Origin of the sequence: Alkaliphilus metalliredigens QYMF (assembly GCF_000016985.1) — a bacterium.
GTDB classification, from domain to species: Bacteria; Bacillota; Clostridia; order Peptostreptococcales; family Natronincolaceae; genus Alkaliphilus_A; species Alkaliphilus_A metalliredigens.
This window is the reverse complement of the sequence record NC_009633.1, coordinates 1,855,677-1,876,389: the sequence shown is the minus strand read 5'-3', so window position 1 is coordinate 1,876,389 and position 20,713 is coordinate 1,855,677. Positions and strand designations below refer to the sequence as shown.

21 protein-coding genes and 1 pseudogene are annotated in these 20,713 nt (G+C 33.9%); 6 read left to right on the top strand and 16 right to left on the bottom strand.

What is annotated here, in order from left to right:
* The first annotated feature begins 341 nt into the window (after positions 1-341).
* Together istA and istB are read left to right on the top strand one after the other, a co-directional pair.
* Positions 342-1,889 carry an IS21 family transposase gene (gene istA / locus AMET_RS08760; RefSeq protein ID WP_012062968.1) on the top strand — a complete coding sequence of 516 codons (1,548 nt, stop codon included), beginning with the start codon at positions 342-344 and terminating at the stop codon, positions 1,887-1,889.
* Between the two features lie 35 nt (positions 1,890-1,924).
* The gene (istB, locus tag AMET_RS08755; protein WP_330368730.1) at positions 1,925-2,635 is read left to right on the top strand and encodes an IS21-like element helper ATPase IstB; all 711 of its coding nucleotides are present in this window, start codon (positions 1,925-1,927) and stop codon (positions 2,633-2,635) included.
* Positions 2,636-4,081: 1,446 nt separating this feature from the next.
* Here istB and AMET_RS08750 read toward each other — a convergent pair.
* The 3 genes from AMET_RS08750 to AMET_RS08740 all read right to left on the bottom strand — a co-directional run bounded on the left by AMET_RS08750 (position 4,082) and on the right by AMET_RS08740 (position 8,750).
* Complete coding sequence (locus tag AMET_RS08750) at positions 4,082-4,300, bottom strand: hypothetical protein (RefSeq protein WP_041720543.1); 219 nt, start codon at positions 4,298-4,300, stop codon at positions 4,082-4,084.
* Positions 4,301-4,482: 182 nt separating this feature from the next.
* A complete protein-coding gene (locus AMET_RS08745) occupies positions 4,483-6,138 on the bottom strand; it encodes a VWA domain-containing protein (protein ID WP_012062966.1) in 1,656 nt (551 codons plus the stop codon).
* Positions 6,139-6,515: 377 nt separating this feature from the next.
* The gene (locus AMET_RS08740) at positions 6,516-8,750 is read right to left on the bottom strand and encodes an nSTAND3 domain-containing NTPase (RefSeq protein WP_012062965.1); all 2,235 of its coding nucleotides are present in this window, start codon (positions 8,748-8,750) and stop codon (positions 6,516-6,518) included.
* A gap of 109 nt (positions 8,751-8,859) precedes the next feature.
* Here AMET_RS08740 and AMET_RS08735 point away from each other — a divergent pair.
* A pseudogene (locus tag AMET_RS08735) lies at positions 8,860-10,219 on the top strand (transposase); the annotation flags it as partial.
* 186 nt (positions 10,220-10,405) lie between these two features.
* Here the strand turns inward: AMET_RS08735 and AMET_RS08730 are convergent.
* The 9 genes from AMET_RS08730 to AMET_RS08710 all read right to left on the bottom strand — a co-directional run bounded on the left by AMET_RS08730 (position 10,406) and on the right by AMET_RS08710 (position 13,479).
* Positions 10,406-10,855, bottom strand: a complete 450-nt coding sequence (locus AMET_RS08730) for a hypothetical protein (protein WP_012062963.1) — start codon at positions 10,853-10,855, stop codon at positions 10,406-10,408.
* A gap of 393 nt (positions 10,856-11,248) precedes the next feature.
* Positions 11,249-11,413 (bottom strand): DUF3006 domain-containing protein, encoded by a 165-nt coding sequence (locus tag AMET_RS24960; protein WP_278184255.1) that lies wholly within the window; start codon positions 11,411-11,413, stop codon positions 11,249-11,251.
* 37 nt (positions 11,414-11,450) lie between these two features.
* Positions 11,451-11,756: a hypothetical protein gene (locus AMET_RS08725; protein WP_012062961.1), complete on the bottom strand. Its 306-nt coding sequence runs from the start codon at positions 11,754-11,756 to the stop codon at positions 11,451-11,453.
* A complete protein-coding gene (locus tag AMET_RS26875) occupies positions 11,757-11,885 on the bottom strand; it encodes a hypothetical protein (RefSeq protein ID WP_012062960.1) in 129 nt (42 codons plus the stop codon).
* 56 nt (positions 11,886-11,941) lie between these two features.
* Positions 11,942-12,337, bottom strand: a complete 396-nt coding sequence (locus AMET_RS08720) for a ComEC/Rec2 family competence protein (RefSeq protein WP_049765239.1) — start codon at positions 12,335-12,337, stop codon at positions 11,942-11,944.
* Positions 12,338-12,366: 29 nt separating this feature from the next.
* Positions 12,367-12,468 (bottom strand): hypothetical protein, encoded by a 102-nt coding sequence (locus AMET_RS27335; RefSeq protein WP_408626402.1) that lies wholly within the window; start codon positions 12,466-12,468, stop codon positions 12,367-12,369.
* 266 nt (positions 12,469-12,734) lie between these two features.
* Positions 12,735-12,860 (bottom strand): hypothetical protein, encoded by a 126-nt coding sequence (locus AMET_RS26870; protein WP_012062959.1) that lies wholly within the window; start codon positions 12,858-12,860, stop codon positions 12,735-12,737.
* 90 nt (positions 12,861-12,950) lie between these two features.
* Positions 12,951-13,202, bottom strand: a complete 252-nt coding sequence (locus AMET_RS08715) for a LexA family protein (RefSeq protein ID WP_012062958.1) — start codon at positions 13,200-13,202, stop codon at positions 12,951-12,953.
* A 13-nt stretch (positions 13,203-13,215) separates the two neighbouring features.
* Positions 13,216-13,479 carry a hypothetical protein gene (locus AMET_RS08710; RefSeq protein WP_012062957.1) on the bottom strand — a complete coding sequence of 88 codons (264 nt, stop codon included), beginning with the start codon at positions 13,477-13,479 and terminating at the stop codon, positions 13,216-13,218.
* 1,336 nt (positions 13,480-14,815) lie between these two features.
* Here AMET_RS08710 and AMET_RS08705 point away from each other — a divergent pair.
* The 3 genes from AMET_RS08705 (at position 14,816) to AMET_RS08695 (ending at position 18,131) form a co-directional block, all read left to right on the top strand.
* Entirely contained in the window at positions 14,816-15,814 is a 999-nt protein-coding gene (locus tag AMET_RS08705; protein WP_242661416.1) for an IS701 family transposase, read from the top strand.
* 54 nt (positions 15,815-15,868) lie between these two features.
* Entirely contained in the window at positions 15,869-16,132 is a 264-nt protein-coding gene (locus AMET_RS26500; protein WP_242661415.1) for a hypothetical protein, read from the top strand.
* A gap of 1,792 nt (positions 16,133-17,924) precedes the next feature.
* Entirely contained in the window at positions 17,925-18,131 is a 207-nt protein-coding gene (locus AMET_RS08695) for a hypothetical protein (RefSeq protein ID WP_041720540.1), read from the top strand.
* A gap of 158 nt (positions 18,132-18,289) precedes the next feature.
* Here AMET_RS08695 and AMET_RS08690 read toward each other — a convergent pair whose 3' ends face one another.
* From AMET_RS08690 to AMET_RS08680, 4 genes are all read right to left on the bottom strand, one after another.
* The gene (locus AMET_RS08690) at positions 18,290-18,778 is read right to left on the bottom strand and encodes a Csac_0668 family 2Fe-2S cluster-binding (seleno)protein (RefSeq protein ID WP_198135415.1); all 489 of its coding nucleotides are present in this window, start codon (positions 18,776-18,778) and stop codon (positions 18,290-18,292) included.
* A gap of 144 nt (positions 18,779-18,922) precedes the next feature.
* Positions 18,923-19,042 (bottom strand): aspartyl-phosphate phosphatase Spo0E family protein, encoded by a 120-nt coding sequence (locus AMET_RS27330; protein WP_012062955.1) that lies wholly within the window; start codon positions 19,040-19,042, stop codon positions 18,923-18,925.
* A gap of 22 nt (positions 19,043-19,064) precedes the next feature.
* Positions 19,065-19,385, bottom strand: coding sequence for a hypothetical protein (locus AMET_RS08685; RefSeq protein WP_012062954.1), 321 nt, complete (start codon positions 19,383-19,385; stop codon positions 19,065-19,067).
* Positions 19,386-19,574: 189 nt separating this feature from the next.
* A complete protein-coding gene (locus tag AMET_RS08680; RefSeq protein WP_012062953.1) occupies positions 19,575-19,820 on the bottom strand; it encodes a hypothetical protein in 246 nt (81 codons plus the stop codon).
* Between the last annotated feature and the right edge of the window lie 893 nt (positions 19,821-20,713).

Below are 20,713 nucleotides of genomic sequence, written 5' to 3'. Positions count from 1 at the left end.
AATATTCTATGCATTACATGAGTTATTTGATTCGCATTCATCTTATGCGTCAATACTTATATCTCAATTGTAACATAATTTTACATAATTATAAAAATATAGCACACTATTTTAAATGAACATTTTGCCTAAAACAACATTACTTTTGTACAGAGCCTATATATTGTACCATATTTATGAATAATATGATGCCATAGCGCCATCCTTCCGATTTTTGAGCGCCACTATGTGCATGAAATAGAGCCACCCTGGTACTTAGAGATCCACTTGTCTTTCTCTCTCGGTATAATGAATTTATGCACTGTTTTACAGTGTAAATAGATTCAAGGGAGGTCATTTAAATGACCAAGTACCGTGAAATCCTTCGACTAAATAGTCAAGGCATTAGTCAGCGTGGCATTGCTGCAAGTTGCCAATGCTCTCGCAACACTATATCTGCTGTAATTAAGCGAGCAGATGAATGTGGTATATCATGGCCGTTTCAGAAAGATATGTCTGACGGCGAACTTCAGGAGTTAATGTTTCCTGAGAAAGCACTTTCTACCTCAAGGAAAGTACCAGACAGCGAGTACATTCATAAGGAAATGGCTAAGAGTGGTGTTACCTTAAGCCTTCTGTGGAATGAATATTGCGAGCAATGTAGACTGAGCAATGAGATTCCCCTTATGTACAGTCAATTCTGCAGGTATTACCGAAAGTATGCCAGTACCAAGAAGGCTACTATGCATATCCATCGTAAACCTGGAGAGCAAATGGAAGTCGATTGGGCGGGTCAAACTGCTGAGATTGTTGATCCAAATACAGGAGAAGTACTTCAAGCATCTGTGTTTGTAGCGGTCTTGTTCTGTAGTCAATATGCTTATGTGGAGGCATTTTTATCTCAGAAACAAGAATGCTGGATTGGAGCTCATGTAAATGCATATCAGTTTTTTGGAGGTGCAACAAGAATCCTAATCCCAGACAATCTAAAGACAGGAGTAGACAAAGTGTCTTGGTATACACCTACCATTAACAAGACCTATCATGAAATGGCCGAGCACTATTCAACTGCTGTGATCCCTGCTCGGGTTCGAAAACCTAAAGATAAACCAAATGTTGAAGGCGTAGTAGGTATCATATCCACATGGATTATTGCTGCATTAAGAAATCAACAATTCTTTTCTTTGAGAGAGCTCAATGAAGCCATACTAGAAAAGCTCTATGAATTCAATAGCAAACCCTTTCAGAAAAAAATGGGAAGCAGGTTAAGTGTATTTCTTGAAGAAGAGAAGTCTGCTCTTATTCCACTACCTGCCACCCCATACGAGTTAGCCCTTTGGAAAACAGCAACCGTACAGTTTAATTATCACATATCAGTAGAAAAAATGCACTACTCGGTTCCTTACGAATATATCAAGCATAAAGTTGATGTTCGTATGACTAGAAATGTAGTGGAAGTCTTTTTCAATAATCATCGCATTGCCTCCCATGTAAGATGCTATGGTAGAGTAGGTCAATACAGTACCGTAGTAGAACATATGCCTGAAGACCATAAAAGTTACACTACATGGAATTCTGAAAGGTTCATTTCTTGGGCAAAAGGGATCGGTCCTAATACATCTATTGCAATTAAAGCCATTCTATCCACGCATAAAATAGAACAGCAGGGCTATAAATCCTGTATGGGACTTTTAAAGCTAGCAGATAAATATTCTGTTACCCGTGTAGAAGCCGCCTGCAAGAAGGCTCTTTCCTATACACCACGACCTAGTTATAAAAATGTACAAACAATACTCAAGACAGGTCAAGATAGGGTGACTGAAGAAAAAGATCCTACCCCAATTACAAATGAAAATACCGTAAACTTTGGTTTCACCAGAGGTGCGGGCTACTATGGAGGTAATGAATAATGGTGAATGAAATGACTGTCTCTAAATTAAATGAAATGCGCTTAACTGCTATGGCTGAATCTTACAGAGGGCAACTCCAGGATAATAATTTCCAGGATCTAAGTTTTGAAGAACGATTTGGGATTATAGTGGATTTAGAATGGTCTAGACGAAAAAACAATAAACTAGCAAGATTAATCAAAAAGGCTGACTTTAGATTCAGTAATGCTTGTGTTGAAGATATTGAATATCACAGTGACAGAAAGTTGGACAAGGCCCAAATAACTCGACTCGCTTCCTGTAATTATGTTCAAGAAAAACATAATGTCATAATCATGGGGGCATCAGGTAATGGCAAATCATATATCGGTTGTGCATTAGGAGTAGCTGCTTGCCGCAACTACTATACCGTCAAATATGTTCGTCTTCCTGATTTGCTTGATGAACTGGCTATCGCCAGGGGCGAAGGTATCTATAAAAAGGTCATGAAACAGTATAAAAGCGTAAGCTTATTGATCCTTGATGAATGGCTCTTAGTACCACTTAAGGGAGCGGAAGCGCGTGACCTACTGGAGATAATTGAATCAAGACATCAAAATGGTTCCACCATCTTCTGTTCACAGTTCTCTCCAGGTGGATGGCATGAAAAGATAGGCGAAGATACACTGGCAGATGCCATTCTTGATCGGATTGTTCACGATTCCTATTCGGTCCATATTGATGGTAACGTCTCTATGCGAGAACGCCATGGATTGCAGGATAAATAAAATTTATTAACATCATAGGGGAGTCATCGTTGTAATATAGCGGTGGCTCTCATATGAACATAGTGGCTCTATTAGATGCACATGGTGGTACTGAAAAAGTACACGCATGGTTCTATCTCATCATATTATTCAATTTATAGAATTATATAAAATCAACAATAGAATTCAACATAGCCTTATTTGAAAAAGTATTATTTTTTCTTGGTAGCCATCGAGTATTATGTAAACTGATTTAAGAACAATAAAAAACCCTGTAATCGTTATGATTACAGGGTTTATCATGGTGCGCCCAGAGAGATTCGAACTCCCGACCTTCTGATTCGTAGTTGTGTATTTGACTATTTTCAACTATAGGTTGATTTGCTTAATGCTTTGAATTTCAATGTTTGTATAGACTTAGATTGTGTATATGTTTCTATATTTTTGGCACTTTTTTTTAAAAGTGGCACATAAGTGGCACACTGTTTTAACTCTCAAAATTCATCTTGCAAATCAAGCAAAGTATCTATTTAATTGTGCTTGTATCTAATTCCATCTTAACTATTACTCCTTATTTCATATGGTAAATTGTAATAGCAAATTGAACTAATCTTAACTGTAATATTTTGCATGTTTAGTTATAATAGAACTTCTCTTAATTGATCTTCAAAAGATTCGTCAGGAGTTAGGTAGCCTAAGATTTTTCTTAGTAAAGTACTACACTAATTTTGAACTCTGGCAATGGCATTAATAGAAAAGTCACTTATGCTTCTACCTATAGGAATTAAGCGTCTTATAAGGCTATTGTGGCGCTCGCTAGTACCTCTTCCACCTGATGAATATGGATGTGTAAAATACACCTTAGTATCAGAGTATTTTTCCATGGAAGCCATATATCCTTCATTCCCGGATTACCATAACGAGGAGCAATTAATAGTTATTAATCATGTATATATTGGTATTACTAGAGTTTAGCGTTATTATCGTTATGTGTTGCCGGGAATCCAGGATATATGGGAATTCATATCCGTTATCACAAGTAACACTTTTGGATACTTTGGAGAAACAATCTTCAACTTCATTAGATAAATTCGTTAGACCCTTTTGAACTGATTCTGCTGTTTTACTAGATATTTTACCAATGATTTCATTACGAGTCATTCGCTCCGTTATAGTAAGTAAAAGAGCTTCAGATTTGTTTTTTGCTTAATGACAGTATCAATTCTTAATGGCCAAATACACTACGATCATTAGTGCTTTCAAGACGTTCATCAATACTGGTACCAAGTTTCTTTTTATGACGTTTGATGCGTACAGTCTTTGAAGAGCGTGTAACCTTCAATAGCAGATCAATTTTGGAACTCTGGAGCAATTCAGCACTCATGTAAAGAGGTTTTGCATATATTGATCCTAAAAGTGTATATAAGAAATTAAAAGTTTACGCACTAGAACCATCAAATAAATTTATTAACTCCAATTGCTTTTGCCACATTTAGGACATCGAATACGAAACCCACTTACTATCCCTGCGGAAAGCTCTGATGCTACATTATTACCTGTTAAATTTTTAGTTGTAGGCAATCCTAATTGTCTGTATAAAACTTCTTTACTTACTTGACCAAGAGCTAGTCCACCCATTTTTACTTGGCTAACAGATCCATTACAATTATTACATGTAAAACTCATAAATATATCCCCTTTCAAAAACGTAATTTTTTTAAAATATATTATATCGAAATTATCCTTCATTATAAAATAAAATTGAACTAATAAATAGTGCAATTTGCTATTGCAATTTCGGAAAGAATATACTCAAAAATTAATCCATTATATGAAATTATCAATAACCATCCCTTTTGTTCTCACCATTATCTAAATAACAGTATATCTGATATGCACGTATCTCGCCATCTATCACCTCTATAAACTTCTAAAATTTCAAGTTTAACATAGGACGTAGTATGTGATGTTATAAAGTCAAGCCTTTGTCCATTCCCTATTAAAAGTTCATTGAAATTTTGATTAACTGGATCTGACAGGTTAAATTCTTCACTAGAACCATTACTAAATTCTATGCGTATCCGTTTTATTCTATTGTTTTGTCTTAGTCTTTCAGCTGTTCTCCAATAACCGTTCCTTATATACATTCCTGACAATGTAGTGGGACGTAAAAAATCAATACGAATCCATTCACCTATACCGTCTCCACTAGCACCCTCAACCCATGCCGTATTACTGCTCTGATCAATTGCATGATATGGAAGATAGTCAAATCGCAAATTGGTAAATATTTCCACTTGTGGTTCAAGAGTAGAAGAAGCTGTTACAGATGAAAACAAAAGTTCAATTGGCAAATTATAATCATGTGCTGGTATATATTCCTTACTAAGTTCTCCTGCATAACTTTCATCTATTACTCTTAGCATTGCATAATGCCAGTCTTTCAAAGAGTTAATGTTTTGTGATTCATATGTCAAAACATACTGTTCTTTTTGTTGGTCATATACGGTTTTATAAATTTGTTCTAATTCCACTGCTGTAGGAGAATAGAAATATTCTCCTCCTGTCTGTTCTGCTATTTCTTTCAATGACTCTTCGTCAATAAGACTTCCTACACCAATAATAAAAATTGGTATGGATGTTGCCCTAGACAATTCAGTTACTTCAGATACTGATCGTATACTTGCATTTTCTTCACCATCAGTAAATGCTAAAATACACTTTGGTCCAGATTGAGAATAAGCACGAACCAAACCTGTATACAATGCATCATATAGTGCAGTTTGTGAATTGGATTCCATTGTATCAATAGCAGTGTTCAAACTTTTAATATCTGACCCATAAGGAATACGAATATATACATCAGAGTTAAATTCTATTATCTCTACTTGATCTCCATTGCTAAAATCAACATAGTTTAAAAACTGTTTTGCAGCTGATTTTGCTTGTGTCATAGGATTACCACTCATGCTTCCGCTATTATCTAAAATCAACGATACAGAAAGCGGAACCTGTTGCAAATTGGCTAGAAATGTATCGGATTTAACTGGCTTAGTATCAGAGTTTATTATTCTTTCTTCATAAATTTCAAATGAATCTCTTGTTAAGTTTAATATTGGAATTCCTTGAGCGTTTAAAGCTGAGAAATACAAAGATATTTTAGGAAATTGAGATGTGTCCAGTTGATTAATTTTTAAATCTATTGCTTCCTTAGCTATGAATGATTCTGGCGTAACTGAAAGTACCTCTTCTGATGATTTGTCTCCTGTTAATTGAGATACAGGTATTTCTTCCAACACATTTTTGTCTTTAACCAAATTAGTCAGTCTTAAAATAGACACCAACGCCAAAATTGCAATTAAAGCTATTGCAACTGTTTTTACTGTATTATTTAACTGCTTGGGGTTAGAAAGTTGTTTGTTTCTTCCTTCTACTAGGTCAACCTCTTTTATCTTTGTACCACACTTAAAACAAAAATTACTAGTCTCATCTTTAATAGATTCACCACAATCTTTACAAAACATATTGTCACTCCCATTCTATTTCAAAATATACTCGTTCAGAGCCGTCGATACGCATAAATTGCTCCACCATCACAGGATAAAACCCATTAAATTTCCAACTTTAAAAATAAAATTATCACAAAAGGGATAAGTCTGTCCGATATTAGGGAGTGAAAATAAAAAAACACTGAGTAAGATGATTCACTGCCGCTACTACCTTTTGATTTCCAATTTTGGAGTGTCTGTTAGCTCTTTATGCTGTCGTCCTCAATCTGGAAGGAGCCTTTTTGAACAGGCTCTTTTAGTACAATAAAATTATTCTACCTTCCAAATATACGTATGCTTTTAGCCCAAAATCATGCCAAACAAAACGTCCCCATGGTTTACACAATTTCAGATTAGAAGAAGTCAACTTCAAATATTGAAAGAATAGTATTTGCTGTTTTTTGGGTATCTTTTATATATTCATCGCTACTATAATTAAAGAAAATTGTGTTGCATTCATTTTCGATCAAGTCATCTAAATTTATCTGGTCATTCACAATGCTATCAAGATCAAAATTATCGATACTTAGAAAATCAATGCTGTGTACAGTTAATTTATCAATTATAGAATCTGAAATTGTACGAAATATTTGAGGGCTAACTTCATCAATCACATAACCAATAAAATTATCTAAATTATCCAAATCATCCAAATCATCGATATTATATTCTATTGTATTATCAATTTCCTTTAACAACTCATCATATATTTGGTCTATTACTTCTTCCTCAATTCTATTTACTATAGCGATTTTTACACTTTCTAAATCGTAAAATCTATCTTCAGTACTTAAATAATATTTTTTCTGAATATTATTTAAGATTTCCCAAAAATATTTTTGCCTGGCAACTGAATTCAAAATTATTTGTAAATATGTTTCATTAACTACAATCTCCGTAAAATCATAATCAAATATTCCAGGTTTAGAAAATAATTTGCAAAATATATCGGAAAATTCATTTACAAAATATAATCTTGAGTTTGCCTCAATATTGGCTGTTTTTTTTGCAAATATATCTAATACAAAATCTTGTATATCAGTTTTTTGAATGCTAATTTTTTGTAAGTCAGATTCATCTAGAAGAAAAAGTAAATGTTTTAATCTATACATATAATCAGGTGGAGTAAATTCCATTGATATATTGTGAAATACTTGCCTCGATAAAATTTTTAGATTTATATACTTACGAGATTTTATTAGTTCTATAATCTGGTTTTTGGCACACTCTAAAACCTCGAAGCGTTCAAGCTGATCGAAATATAAAGTATGCTTAATAATCTCTTCAACCTCATTTTCATTGTTAAATAAGCTTTCATGAAGAAAGGCATTAATAGACGGATTCAATACACCAATTTTTTCTTTTTTTTCTTTATCTTCAGATACAGTAACTTGTATCATAGATTCAGATAGACGGTGAAGAGAACTGTCGAAGTGATTAATTGTCGTATCTTTTACCTTTATGTCTTTGTTAATCCTGTGATTAAAGCACTCTTTCAAGATATCTTTAGAGACGCATGTTTTAGTTAGTGAGAAAAGCGTATTAATAAAAATTCGGTCATACTTACTTAACTTTTCAACTTCTTCTTTCCAAATAGTTTCTGGAAATTCTAATGTTTTGTTAATAAATTTTACATATTCCTGTGGTAAAATTTCAACTACTTTTCTTCCAGTAGTAACATACTCAATAATTCGTGGATTAAATTTCTCATTTAATATAATTTTTGCATAGTTTTGATTCTCTATAACTGCTTGGCATTGCTCTTTCGAAAGGTTCCCATTTCTATACGCCCTTTTTAAATGATTATAAAGAATCAATGTCTTTTCTTCAAAACTTAATTCATCTGCACGGAGTTCGCTAATACTTTTCCAATTGTTATCAATTGCATTATTGAATTTTCTATGATTCAAAGCTTCTTTATAGATAGTATTTCTAGAATTTATGAGGAGCTTCATATCTTTTTTCGTTCTTATGTACGAAATTAATTGTCCAAATTCGCCAGTTTCGGACATATTCAGGTCCATATAAAATTGTCCTAAAAAATCATTTAAGACAACTAGTATTTTTTCTTTTTCACATATTTGAACAAACTTCCTTATATTCGCAATATTTCCCTCTTCAGAATAATAAATACAATAACCCTTTTCCTCATATTCAAGACATATTCGCTTTGATGTATGCGTCTTTCCAGCCCCTGGCATCCCAAGTAAAATAACAACAGGATACTTTTGTAAGTCATTAAGTGCATCTTTATAAAATTCTGTTTCTACAAAATATTCTTTAAAATCTTCTTCAATACTAATTCTATAAACATCATTAGAAATCTCATCGTTATTTGATTTTTCTTTACATGAATTAATAGATTCAGACAATTCATATTTACTAAAAACTTCTGATTTATATACGACCATATTCTTAAACGCTTCATAATTAGTAATAAATTCTTGTTTCATTTTGTCTTTAAATTCTTGTACTAGATCGGTTTCTATATTTATAACCTCTAAAATTGCTTCTAATAATTCATTCCAATACTCATCCTTTCTATAATTAATATTGTTTAGGCGTTTGCAAAACGCCGCAACCCGCACTATTGCGGGACTTTTTTAAGCATAAAAAAATATAACTCCTCACCAGATTGTGGTAAAATTGAATTGACAGAAACAAATTCACCCAACCTGAAAGGAGTTATATATGGCTATTTTACCACACAAACAGCTTTCTTTGGCTGAAATTTATTCCGATTGTGCCAATTATTTTGAAAATGATAAGCATCACTTTCTTTCTCTTTTAAAAGAAAACCTTAATCTTGATGAGTTAATCCCTCTTTCTTTTCATCGTAATTACTATGCATCTACTGGCAGACCTAGAAAACATCATCTTACATCAATGGTTTGGGCTTTGCTTCTGCAGCGGATTTTCTCCATTCCAAACGATACACTGTTGCTGACTTTTCTTCAGTTTTCTAAGGAACTTAGAAATTTTTGTGGTTTCACCAATGTTCCTGATGCTTCTAGATTTACTAGATTCAAACAAGATTTTCTGCCAGACTTACAATCATTTTTTGAATATCTTGTGGATGTCACTGAACCTATTTGCCAGGCTATTGATCCTCATAAGGCTTCTATGACTATCTTTGATACTTCTGGCATTGAAGCTTTTGTTACTGAAAACAATCCTAAATACGCTAATAAAATTATTAAACAACTTAAAGCTTTTAAAAAGACTCATAACCTTGATGATTCCTATGATCCATATAAAGCAGCCTATGGTTCCATGCCTTCTCATGCAGCTGCTAATCCAGAGATCAAGCAGCTTTACATCAATGGTCATTTTTGTTATGTCTATAAATTTGGGATGATCACCAATGGTCTTGGTATTGTTCGTGATATTACTTTTTACGATCAAGATTTTATGAATGCTCATCCTGACATTGTTGTTGACAAAAAATCTAACTCTCCTGATGAGGATAAGTCCCTTGGTGATGCAAAAGCTCTTTTACCAGTGTTATCTGACTTTTTTAATAAACATCCACTCATTCAACCAGATACCTTCATCGGGGATGCTGCTTTTGATACCATATCTATCTACAAAGGAATTTTTTCGGATTTAAAGTTCAATAAAGCTTATATTCCCCTAAATTCTCGCTCTTCCCTTAGCAGCTCTGAATACACTCTTACTGAAGATGGGGTTCCCTGTTGTCCTCATGATCCTAAACTGCCTATGAAGCCAGAAAGTAATACTTCTCATCTTCGGTGTGGTATTCCTACTTTTAAGTTTGTCTGTCCTAAAATGTCTTGGATTAAATGTGAAGACGGCAAGTATCGCCGCCGGCATAATTGCGATAATCCCTGTACTTCATCACCTTGTGGCCGAATGATTTATGTGTATCCTGAAAAAGACTTGCGGGCTTATCCAGGCACCATTCGTGGTACCGATGATTGGGATGAAATCTATAAAAACAGAGGTGTAGTTGAACAAACCATTAACCATTTCAAAGATAGCTTTTGTATTGCTAATCGAAGAACACAGAATGCTAAAACATTACATGCTGATTTATTGCTTGCTGGTATCACCCAGCTCGTTACTGTTATACTTGCTGACAAAATACATCAACACAAATACATCAGAAGTTTAAAACCACTTATTGCATAGTTAACCGGTACGCCTTGTCTCTATAAAAAATTTAATCAGCAATCAATTTTCTGCCCTTCTAACTACTTTTCAAATTTAGTTTCGCAATTACCTAATTAATATTGTTACTAAATGCTTTAATACTTTTTAACTCTCGCTCTTTATCAAGTTTTCTAACTTTATATTCTTTTTGCTCATTTATCATGTTTGATAGCTTCCATTGCGCAAACAGCCCGTTTTTTCCTTTTAAATTCTTTTCTATAGCATGTTTAACAGCTAGTCTAGCTAGTGCTATTTCGGTAAATCTGCATTTCTCATATATCTCAGTTGCCTCAGTTTCCTTATCTTTTTTATTAATCAAACCTATAATTTTCTTAATTTCAGGTAATATGCTCGTCCCTAGTATTGTAAATGAAGTTGATGCAGCTGACCCTACTAGCGTGTTTCCTAACATAGCTGCCGTGATAGTAACACTAGCAAGCATAGCTACTCTATCTAAATCTTTTTCTTTCCCATTTACATAGTCAATAAGTGCTTTTAAGTCATAGTTGTTTTCAATCATGTACAATCTCCATCCTTTATTTTGTTATTATAAACAAAAATCATTTTAGTAATAGTTCATTAAAGCATTTGTAATGGTAGAATTTAAGATTATACCAGTTACTCCTCAATAATTGGAGCTCTAAGCTATTTAATGTGTAACATTGTAAAATTAATCAATTCATCTCAACTTCCCATTATAGACATTAGCTACATCAGTTTAAATCAACATATTACGAAAAATAACTATAGCTTTTATACTAAAAATCCAATCATTCCTATTGGTTTACAATCAAAACCGACCTTCAATTTCCCCATCTATTTCCATAATATACTATTCATCATTATTTCTTTGTCGAATTATGACGCACAAATAAAAAAAAGACCGAATCATATCGATCTTCTTCTACGCTGGCTAATCCTTCCACGTATCTAGAAATCTATCTTGAATCTCTTTTTTCCTGCTTTTAGTTTCTTCATCATCCCTATAATAAATATCTCTCTTTAAAAACAAAGCATCTCCTTCTCTTACCTGTAAATCTATAAGTTCCTTTTTAACATCTACCATCTTCCCATCTATTTCAATAACCCATAGTCTCCTTCAAAAAGATCCAGTATCAGCATGTTTCTAGCCTCCTCCATTGTGGTGTGAATGAAGTTTCTGTAGTGGCTTCTACCTCATCCTTCTTTGCAGTAACTTCTACCTTTACCTCGTATCCAACACTAGCTCTACCAATACTGTAAGCTATTTCAGCTAGGCTCTGCTCATTTATTATTCCTTCATAGGGTGTACTAGTAGATTTAAAATGATTTAATAGTTTTACCTCTGCCCCAGGTACCCGCTGGCCTTTGGAAGTTACCTTCACTTTCATGGTTATACTAGTATTTTGACTTGGTATAGCATCATCTATAGAAGCTACCACCTATAAGGTACCTATAGTACCTTCCACATTATCTTGTATAGTTTCTTCTTTATTTTCTTCACTATATACCTTCTCTTTTTCTTCAAGTATCTCCCCAATTGCAGTACCATCCACCAAATAAATATTCACTTCTTCACCATCTGAAATAACTACAATCGTTCCATCTCCTCCGGTATTATAGAAAGCTATATTATTTTCACTAGTCGCTGCAATACTTCCTTATGGGGATGACCGTAGTTATTATCCCTTCCTGAAGAGATGATGACATAGCTATGGGTAGTTTTATCTAAAAATTCCTGTGTACTGGAGGAATTAGATCCATGATGGGGAATTAATAATAGATTAACATCTAAGTCTTGTTGGCTGGCCACCATCTCCATTTCCCAAGTTCTTTCTACATCTCTCGTCAGTAAAAAAGATGTATTTCCCAACTTTATTTTAACAGCTGCACTGTAGTCATTTAGGTTTTTATACTCTTCAGATATAGGTGCTGTTAAGACTACCTCAGTCTTTCCAAAAGGTATGTCTACGCCAGCCTTAGCTGTCTTAAATTTTAATCCTACCGCATTAACTGCTTCCATAAAGTTTTCAAATATTTTTGTTGTATGAATTACTTTGGGGTAGTATACAGCCTTACTTTTAGCTCTCTAAATGCGGTTGGTGCCCCATTAACATGATCTGCATGAGGATGAGTAAAAATAGCTACATCAATTTTTCATAACCTAAATTTTTAATGTAATTTACTATGATCCTTCCAGGGTCACATCCTCCCCAGCATCATAAATCATTGTTTTTTCATCTGGACAATGATAAAAGTTGCATTTTCTTTATCTATATTTATACCAATAAAATGAATTTGAAGTTCTCCTTCGTATTGACTGAATGTTGAGGAATTCTCATGATCTTCTACATATTGTATACTCTCTTTCTTTGCACCCTCTACTTCCTAAATTTCATCCATCACAACTTGTGATTCACTTAAAGCGCTTGTTTTGGTGGACTCTCTTGCACAACATTATTTTCCATCCCTGTTGTACATCCAATCAACATCATTAAAGTTAACAAAATCATTAATATGAAATTAATTTTATTGTTTCTAAACATTTTCAGCCCCCATTCAATAAACCTTTAAGTTATCCTGTCCTGATTAGAGCCTCCCTTTTACTCATTATATGACTATTCAGTATTGGTGTATTATATTTTTACATGTCTAATAATTTCATAAGCCTTGATCACCTCTTCTCCCTGGTCCGTCAATATCATTGCCCGGGAAAGAGTGGACTGTCTTGCTACTAGACCAAGACTCTCTAATTCCCTTAAATGATGAAATATAGTACTAGTGGATTTAATTTTCATCTGTTTTGCTATTTCTCTAATAGTAGGACTAAAGCCATTGACTTCAATGTGAGCTTTAATCACCTTTAAGATTTCTGCCTCTTTATTCACTGGATTTTCCTCCCTAAATTTTATATAGGACCCACTTACAGTCACTTAACGTATACCTTAGCTCATACAGTCTTTCGATATTTTCAAAACAACTTTGACAACGAAAAACTAAGGACTCTATTCCTGCCTTTTTCTGTTTTTCATATAATAGTATCCGGTCTATCTTTATTACAATCGATACTTGTTCACTATTCTTCATTCTAAATTTAAGTGGTCTTGGAGTACCTTCTTCATTAAAAGATGCAATCATATCAATTGGTTTCGAAATTATCTTCATTTGAATCTCCTCCAAACTAGAGTTTTGTTTAGTTATAATACAATTTTACCTTGGTCTAAGAGCCATCATTATCCTCACATAATTTCCATAATTTTGTTGATTTCTTAAGATTTCTTAAATTAATTATACAAGAACATATGTTCTGTGTAAAGATAAAAAAAATAACGAAATTATCCTACTTGCCAGTTTTATTATAATATAAACTACCTTGAATCGGTGTAGACCATACATATACTACTAGACAGTTGGTTTTCCACCGATATAGGACACAATATTTTCAGTGTCCGTAGCGGAGCTAATTGCGACATGATTCAAAAAACTTTAGTGTTTTATCTGAAATGTTTAAGCAGGTGAAGTGATTTTCTTCTCCTTTAGCAGCAAAATTTCAATAGCGTCTCACCCCACTCTATTGTCTATCCCGACTCATAAGCTGATCTCCTTTGGGGGGTAGTTAATGGTAAAGGTATTATCTCAACACTAAATAGTACTACCCACAGAGACAGACTTAAAAGTAAAAACCTCAAATCCTTACTAAGAGACATCTATGAACATTAAGGAATAACAGTTTCTAAGAGAGTACTCTTAAAGTCAATTCCTTGAATTTCTCTTTAATACCGCAAAGCTAGATCCAACATCGATTTGTAAACTGTTGGTAATAACAAACTATGGAGGAATGACCTCTAGTTCTCTATAAATCTTCGCCTTCCAATCGTAAATTCCAACAATATATAAGCGTTTACTAGTTCTTATGTAAAATGTACCAAGTAAAGCCTTTTATATTTTATGATATAATTAGTTGAGTATAAAAAATTAAATAAAGGAGGATCATCATATTGTTGTATATTAAGCTAGAATGGTGTCTTATAAATTTTTTGATTACTTTACAATCTATACCTGTAGAATACATAGTAATCATATTTTATAAAATAATAGGATCGTAAGATCCTATCAGGGGGAATAATCCCCCTGCCATAAAGGCTTAAACACACAATAAAATATTACAATATAATGATGAGTCCTCCTTTTTGAAAAAGGTAGTTGAATTAATGACTACCTTTTTTATATTTCATGACTTATACATATTAATACACTTGCAATGGCATGATTTTAGCAAGCATACTATATGAATATTAATAATATTTATAAGTCTGACTCTTCTTGAATTTGCTCTTTTAAATTCTTTCTTCTTTTTACACCACTTTACAAGTAATGTAGTGATTCAAAAATAATTCCATAAAATAACAAAATCAGACACCTTAATCCTAGGAATACTAATCTTAGCATAAATCAAAACCCCTAGGAGGCGCCTGATATGATTAGTATTTCCAGTAATTCAATGAAACAAACATTACACCAATATTTAATGCAGTATAGATCAGTTTTCAAGAAGCGGAGCTTTGATATTTTCTACTGGCTCATTATGGGAATCCTCTGCACAGAAGAAGTAAGATCTATACAATTTGTTTATGATAGTTTCATCAAGAAACACACCGATAAGGTGCTGAATTCAATATATTACTTTTTATCCTATTCAAAATTTCCAATAGAAGCCCTAACCACTATCACAGTTTCTATCGCTTTATCCTTGATACCAGAAAAATTAAGACGGAACACCTTATTTATAACAATTGATGATACTCTTCAAGCAAAATACGGTGCTAAATTTGATTGTTATGTTAAACATTTTGACCATACAAAAAAGAATGGAACCAAATATCTTAATGGTCATTGCTTTGTATCTGTGGTGTTGAATATTCCTTTATATTACCAAGATAAAGCGAAGTACTTAAGTATACCAATAGGCTATCGCCTGTATTCAAAGGAGCAGAACAAACTTGAAATGGCATCACAAATAATTAAATGTATCATGCCTCAACTTGAGATGTTTCAAGTAATTTTATTGTGTGATAGCTGGTATAGTAAAGGATCTATCCTAGATACTGTAAAAGAATTTGAAAATCTAGAAATCATAGGGGCAGTACGTCATGATACTGCCATATATGATCTTCCTCCAGCCCCTACGGGGAAAAGAGGGAGACCTAGGAAAAAAGGTAGAAAACTAAATACTAGAGAATTTTCCTATACTAAGATAGGTGAATACTATGTTGCTGAGAAAAAAGTAATGGCTAATTTATTTGAAAAACCTATTTACGTTACAGTAACCACTACAGATATTAAACCGTTCTCATCCATAAGAGTTTTTATTAGCAGCATCAATCCTGATGAAATTAAAACTATAAATACCGCCCTAAATACCAAAGGAGCATTGAATGATCAAAATGAAGATGAAGATGAATGCACCAGTAAAACACTGACTACTTATCGAATGAGATGAAACATCGAGGTGATGTTTTACCAGCATAAATTTTTTTGGTCCTTCGGTAACTATATGGTGAGAAACAAGGCCGCAATCGAAAGATATGTTAACCTATTGTTTGTAGCATATACTTTTGCGTGTTTGTTACCCTTCATGGACAAAAGATACGAAAAGTATCAATTCAAAAGTCCACAATTGATCAAAAGAGCTGTAGGCGTTCAAATTACAAAAGAATTAATATTTGACAGTTTCGTATTGAGCTTCGAAAGTGCTAAAATTTATTCTACAATTAAAGAATCTGTTCAGGGCTTCCTCAATAAGGATTGGGTAGCTTAATCAAACTTGTAAACTGGTGTTCTTTTTATTATAAGCTTAGCAAAAGTTTGAATCTCTTATTTAAAGCCGTATTTTATAATCTTTAAAGTAAAACATATAATAAAATATAATTAAAAACATTTCAGCTATATTTTGATTTCTTACGCCTTCAACTTCTCATTTTCGGTTGAGATGTGAATTATACTATCTAGTTTATCGCATTACTATTAATATCATTGAATCCCTAATTTATATCATGTTCAAGTAAATATTAAGTTTGCCCATGTAGATGCCGCCAATCACTATGATAATAAAACCTAACCTTTCATCGGTGTAGACCCCAAAAAACACCCTTTAGATATGGTTCTCACCGATAGTGGATACACGTTTCTCAGTGTCCGTAGCGGAGCTAATTGCGGCATAATTAAAAAGACTTTAGTGTTTTATCTTAAAATCATTAAGCAGGTGAAGTGGTTTTCTTCTCCTGCATCAACTACATTTCTCTATTGTCTATCCCGACCCATAAGCACGTATCCTTCCTTGGGGATAGTCAATAGTATAAGCGCTACCCCAGCAGCTAAATTACCTACAAAGACGGACCTAGACACCTTCCCCAAAACTTACCAAGGGCCAGCTATGGACGTTAGGTAATAGACTGTCCCGAAGATATGACTTTCATATAAACCCTAAAGATTTTTCTTTACAACAACCTCAAACTTGCAATCTATGTACTTAAGAAATTGAATTTTGGGACCCTAAAGCATTACCTTCCAAAGACCCCAAAGCCAGACCCTTATCCCCACACTATTTCTTAAATGTTCGTTTAAAGAAAGTGGAACGTCAGTTGCGGTCTTTGCAACTGTTTTTTAAACAAGACATTTAAGGAAAGTGTAATAGTGGTAGGATCCCCTATTGAAACCCACCTCAAATGGCTCCTACCTCTATGGAACGTTAGTTGGGGGATCAAGGACCCGGAAGAATGACCCGCAATCGGAACAGTCTGTCTTTCTTCCTGAACCGACTCCATAATGAGACAGTCTGTGGAGATAAGCCCTAGGAACCTCCTCAGCGACTGGAACAATCTGTTTCCCCTAAAGGATTTCCTTAGTCAAAACAGTTTGTGAAGGGAGCGGTGACTCAGACCCGTGAGATACAATCTTTTACTGTAGGGAATGAAGGAAGGAGACCTTATTTTGTGAAACAAAAACTGGTCTCCTGGATAAATGACTAGAAGTAAAAGGTTGTGGACCCTAAAGAAAAGGGGTAGTGTCTGACTCCCCTTTGACGAGAAATACACTACCTCTGTTTTCTCTAAAGACACGCCCTGACAAAAATCCTGCTCAAACTCACCCTAACTTAGTCGTCGTAGTCGTCGTAAGCTCTGTGGAAATGTGCTCAAAGGTTTTTTTGTCCATAATATCCATAGAGGACTATCGAAGCCCAACCCTAATCTCCATCGTTTTGACCCAGCGATGATCCCAATCTGTTTCCCTACCGTAAAAGACCCTATAATAAAACAGTTTGGTAGAGGAGCGGCAGCAAAGACCCTTGAGACGCACCCAACGACTGGAGCAGTCTACAGCCCCATTGATTCACTCTATCTTATTGAAAGAAGCATGGCTTTTATGGACGTATGGTAATAACAAGCCATGGACTTTTCTACCTGTTCATCCCTTTTGTAGAACGACAGCTGTAGTCTGTGGAAGGAGGGAAATTGCTACAAAGGCGAGCTCAATATCCTATGAGATAGGCCCCAGAAAGAGGACCTGGAAGATTGACCCAGTGAAAGGAAGAGTCTGCAGTACTTTTTAGCATGGCATTCATAGCTGCAGTCTCTGAAGAGAACGGAGACCCCTTACCCCATCAATCGACCCAGCGACCGGAAGAGTTTGCACATCCCCATATTAAAACCTTTCACTGGGCAATCTCTGGAGGGAGTGGCAGTCTTCACTCTATAGGTGCACTTAGGGACTGGACAATCTGTTATACCAAACAAATCCCTGCAGAGAACAGTTTGTAGAAGGAGTGGTGAATTATTATTTAGGATCTGTTAAAGATAAATGTCGATATTTACAGAATAAAAAAAGAATGGCTGTGTTTCTAATACAGTGTATTGCCATTCTTTTTGATATATTTATGTCGAATAGAATAGATAAGGCATCATACGACTTATCTTTTTTAGATTTCTAAAGCTTTATTTATTGCTTCTTGAATTATTGGGTTACAACATTTGCCTGTTGGATGATTAACTTCACATTTTCCATTCTTCATAGCTCCAGTTAACCTAATAATGTCCTTCGTATTTCTAGCCCCTTCATTTTTTACAGCATTTACAATATTCTCCTCCGTTACTTGGTTGCAGTAACAAATATATTTGGGATTAGCATCTTCTTTAAACCAAATGGGCACTTTGACTTGCTCCTTTTTTATCTGCAAGTCTGATTCAGAACTATAGTAAGCAATGTCGCATTTTCCATTAGTACATAAATAATAGTCAGCATCTGTTACTGTTGGAAGCAAGCTACCGATAACCATATGCTTTACTATAATAGTTTTTACTTTCGTTCCTTCTTTATTACAAATAGGGCATAAGTTTTTTTCTTCTACTAGACCAGTAGAATCTATTTGAGATCCTCAGCAATTTTTATTTATTTTATTTTCCTTCATAAATCCATCATCTCTTTTTCTTTAAGATCTGTGTCGCCCTTTTTCATCTAATATGTAATGATAGCACTCTACACCAATCCATTGAAAACCTTTGAATTTAATATAATTCAACATAGAGATTACTTTCAATAATAGGGGTGATGTTTATATGACATATCCATTATATTCATTTAGTAGTTTATCTAATTCTTGACTGATTTCAATAGCTTCAGGAGAGGTAAGATCCACCGCGTCTGATATAAGTGCGTTTAATTTCTTTTTCATTTTATATTTGGAGTATTTATTTTTATATTAAATCTATCTTACCTGACTGTTCGGTATAGGCTAAAAAACAGCGATAGTCTTCATGAAGGATTTCAAGTTTTGTCAGAAGGATCTTTAAAAGACTTTCCTGATCAGAAATATCAAAATTCAAATGCATGATTTCATCACTATTGGTAGCCTCTAGTCCTAGATCCTTTAAGGCCTTGATCTTCTCCCTAAGGGCGGCTACATTTTTCACAAGGATTTTTAACTCTTCCTGAAAATAGTCATCTGTGCCTTCAATCCCCAAATCCTCAATTAAATCACGAATCACTTTCTTAGGTTTGTTTTTTGTTTGATTCATTCTATCCCTCCTACCTTTTATCTGTTAAAGCATGATTAAGATAAAAAAATACTAATCGCTTATTGATTAGTATTTTCATAACCTGACCCCTAAGTGCCTATCCCATTCCTATTCTATTCTTCTCCATCTATTCCCGTTCAATTTTAAGATTAAGCCGTCAAGAAGGTTTGGTCCTTAGCTTAATTATCTCTACAGATTGATGAAAACTTTATCCCTTACTTTATTACTCCGATAACGATATACTAAGACATAGTGGTCCTTACCCATCCCATCGATTTGTATATCCATTATGCCCTTGGCTTCTAATCTATTGATTAGCTTTCTTCTCTGCTGTATCAGTTCTGTCTTTCCTTCTTTGCCCCCATTAAATAACTTATAAGAAATTGTTGTCCAAGCCTCCAATAATTCTTCTATTACCATTTGTTCAATATTCATTAATATTTCCTCCTAATCACCATAGTTTTTAGTACTGCGTGGTCATGTCTCCCCCGAATTAGACCTTTATTATAGACCCTTTGAACTATAATGAATGAAGTGATCTTTCCGATACACCTTCTGATTCATTGGATAAACTTCATTTTCTACATACCATTATGCCGCCCTTTACTTGTGAGAATCCTTTAACATTATATCTAATAAGTATGACTTAAACAAGTTTTATTATAAATTAGTTTGTTTAGATTGATTTAATTTGGTATAATACCATTACATTGTAAATGGTTATAATTAAAATGGATTATAACATACCAAATTGATTGAAAAGGAGAGATGAATTTGCTACCAATGAAATAGAAAATTATTTATAACTGTTATGACTCAAAGGAGGCTTTATTGACTTGAATTATTTACTCATATTTGAAATTATCATAGGTCTTTTTACGGCCTATAAGGCCAAAGAGAAAAACTACTCCTTCATTCTTTGGTTTATCCTAGGTTTTATCTTTTCCCTCATTGCATTAACGATAGTCTGTTTTTTACCTAACCGTAGAAAGAAATTTAACGTTATACAGCATCCTTCCAAATGACATCATTCTTTTAATCACTTGAATTTTCCAGTACCAATATGACAAATGTTTTGATACTGCCATATAATAAACTGATGTCATTCCAAAAATGATTCAATCAATTAAATCCCTTCGCCTCTTTTTTACTTTTCAATGAACTCAGTGAAGTCACTTCTTTTGACTGGCCAATGTCTCCCTATTTTAAACCCCTGAACTTTTCTATAGAGCACCTTTATAATTAGCCATACTTCAATTGATTGAGCTATCACTACATTTGTTTTATTTATTTTACTTTGTTATAATGTCTCAAGATTATAAATCATT

What these genes read in the sequence shown, in the direction of transcription:
- istA (WP_012062968.1), top strand. Translation starts at nt 342, where the DNA reads ATGACCAAGTACCGTGAAATCCTTCGACTAAATAGTCAAGGCATTAGT.
- istB (WP_330368730.1), top strand. Translation starts at nt 1,925, where the DNA reads ATGCGCTTAACTGCTATGGCTGAATCTTACAGAGGGCAACTCCAGGAT.
- AMET_RS08750 (WP_041720543.1), bottom strand. Translation starts at nt 4,300, where the DNA reads ATGAGTTTTACATGTAATAATTGTAATGGATCTGTTAGCCAAGTAAAA.
- AMET_RS08745 (WP_012062966.1), bottom strand. Translation starts at nt 6,138, where the DNA reads ATGTTTTGTAAAGATTGTGGTGAATCTATTAAAGATGAGACTAGTAAT.
- AMET_RS08730 (WP_012062963.1), bottom strand. Translation starts at nt 10,855, where the DNA reads ATGATTGAAAACAACTATGACTTAAAAGCACTTATTGACTATGTAAAT.
- AMET_RS08720 (WP_049765239.1), bottom strand. Translation starts at nt 12,337, where the DNA reads ATGGAAGCAGTTAATGCGGTAGGATTAAAATTTAAGACAGCTAAGGCT.
- AMET_RS26870 (WP_012062959.1), bottom strand. Translation starts at nt 12,860, where the DNA reads ATGTTTAGAAACAATAAAATTAATTTCATATTAATGATTTTGTTAACT.
- AMET_RS08710 (WP_012062957.1), bottom strand. Translation starts at nt 13,479, where the DNA reads ATGAAGATAATTTCGAAACCAATTGATATGATTGCATCTTTTAATGAA.
- AMET_RS08705 (WP_242661416.1), top strand. Translation starts at nt 14,816, where the DNA reads ATGAAACAAACATTACACCAATATTTAATGCAGTATAGATCAGTTTTC.
- AMET_RS26500 (WP_242661415.1), top strand. Translation starts at nt 15,869, where the DNA reads ATGGTGAGAAACAAGGCCGCAATCGAAAGATATGTTAACCTATTGTTT.
- AMET_RS08695 (WP_041720540.1), top strand. Translation starts at nt 17,925, where the DNA reads ATGGCATTCATAGCTGCAGTCTCTGAAGAGAACGGAGACCCCTTACCC.
- AMET_RS27330 (WP_012062955.1), bottom strand. Translation starts at nt 19,042, where the DNA reads ATGAAAAAGAAATTAAACGCACTTATATCAGACGCGGTGGATCTTACC.
- AMET_RS08685 (WP_012062954.1), bottom strand. Translation starts at nt 19,385, where the DNA reads ATGAATCAAACAAAAAACAAACCTAAGAAAGTGATTCGTGATTTAATT.
- AMET_RS08680 (WP_012062953.1), bottom strand. Translation starts at nt 19,820, where the DNA reads ATGAATATTGAACAAATGGTAATAGAAGAATTATTGGAGGCTTGGACA.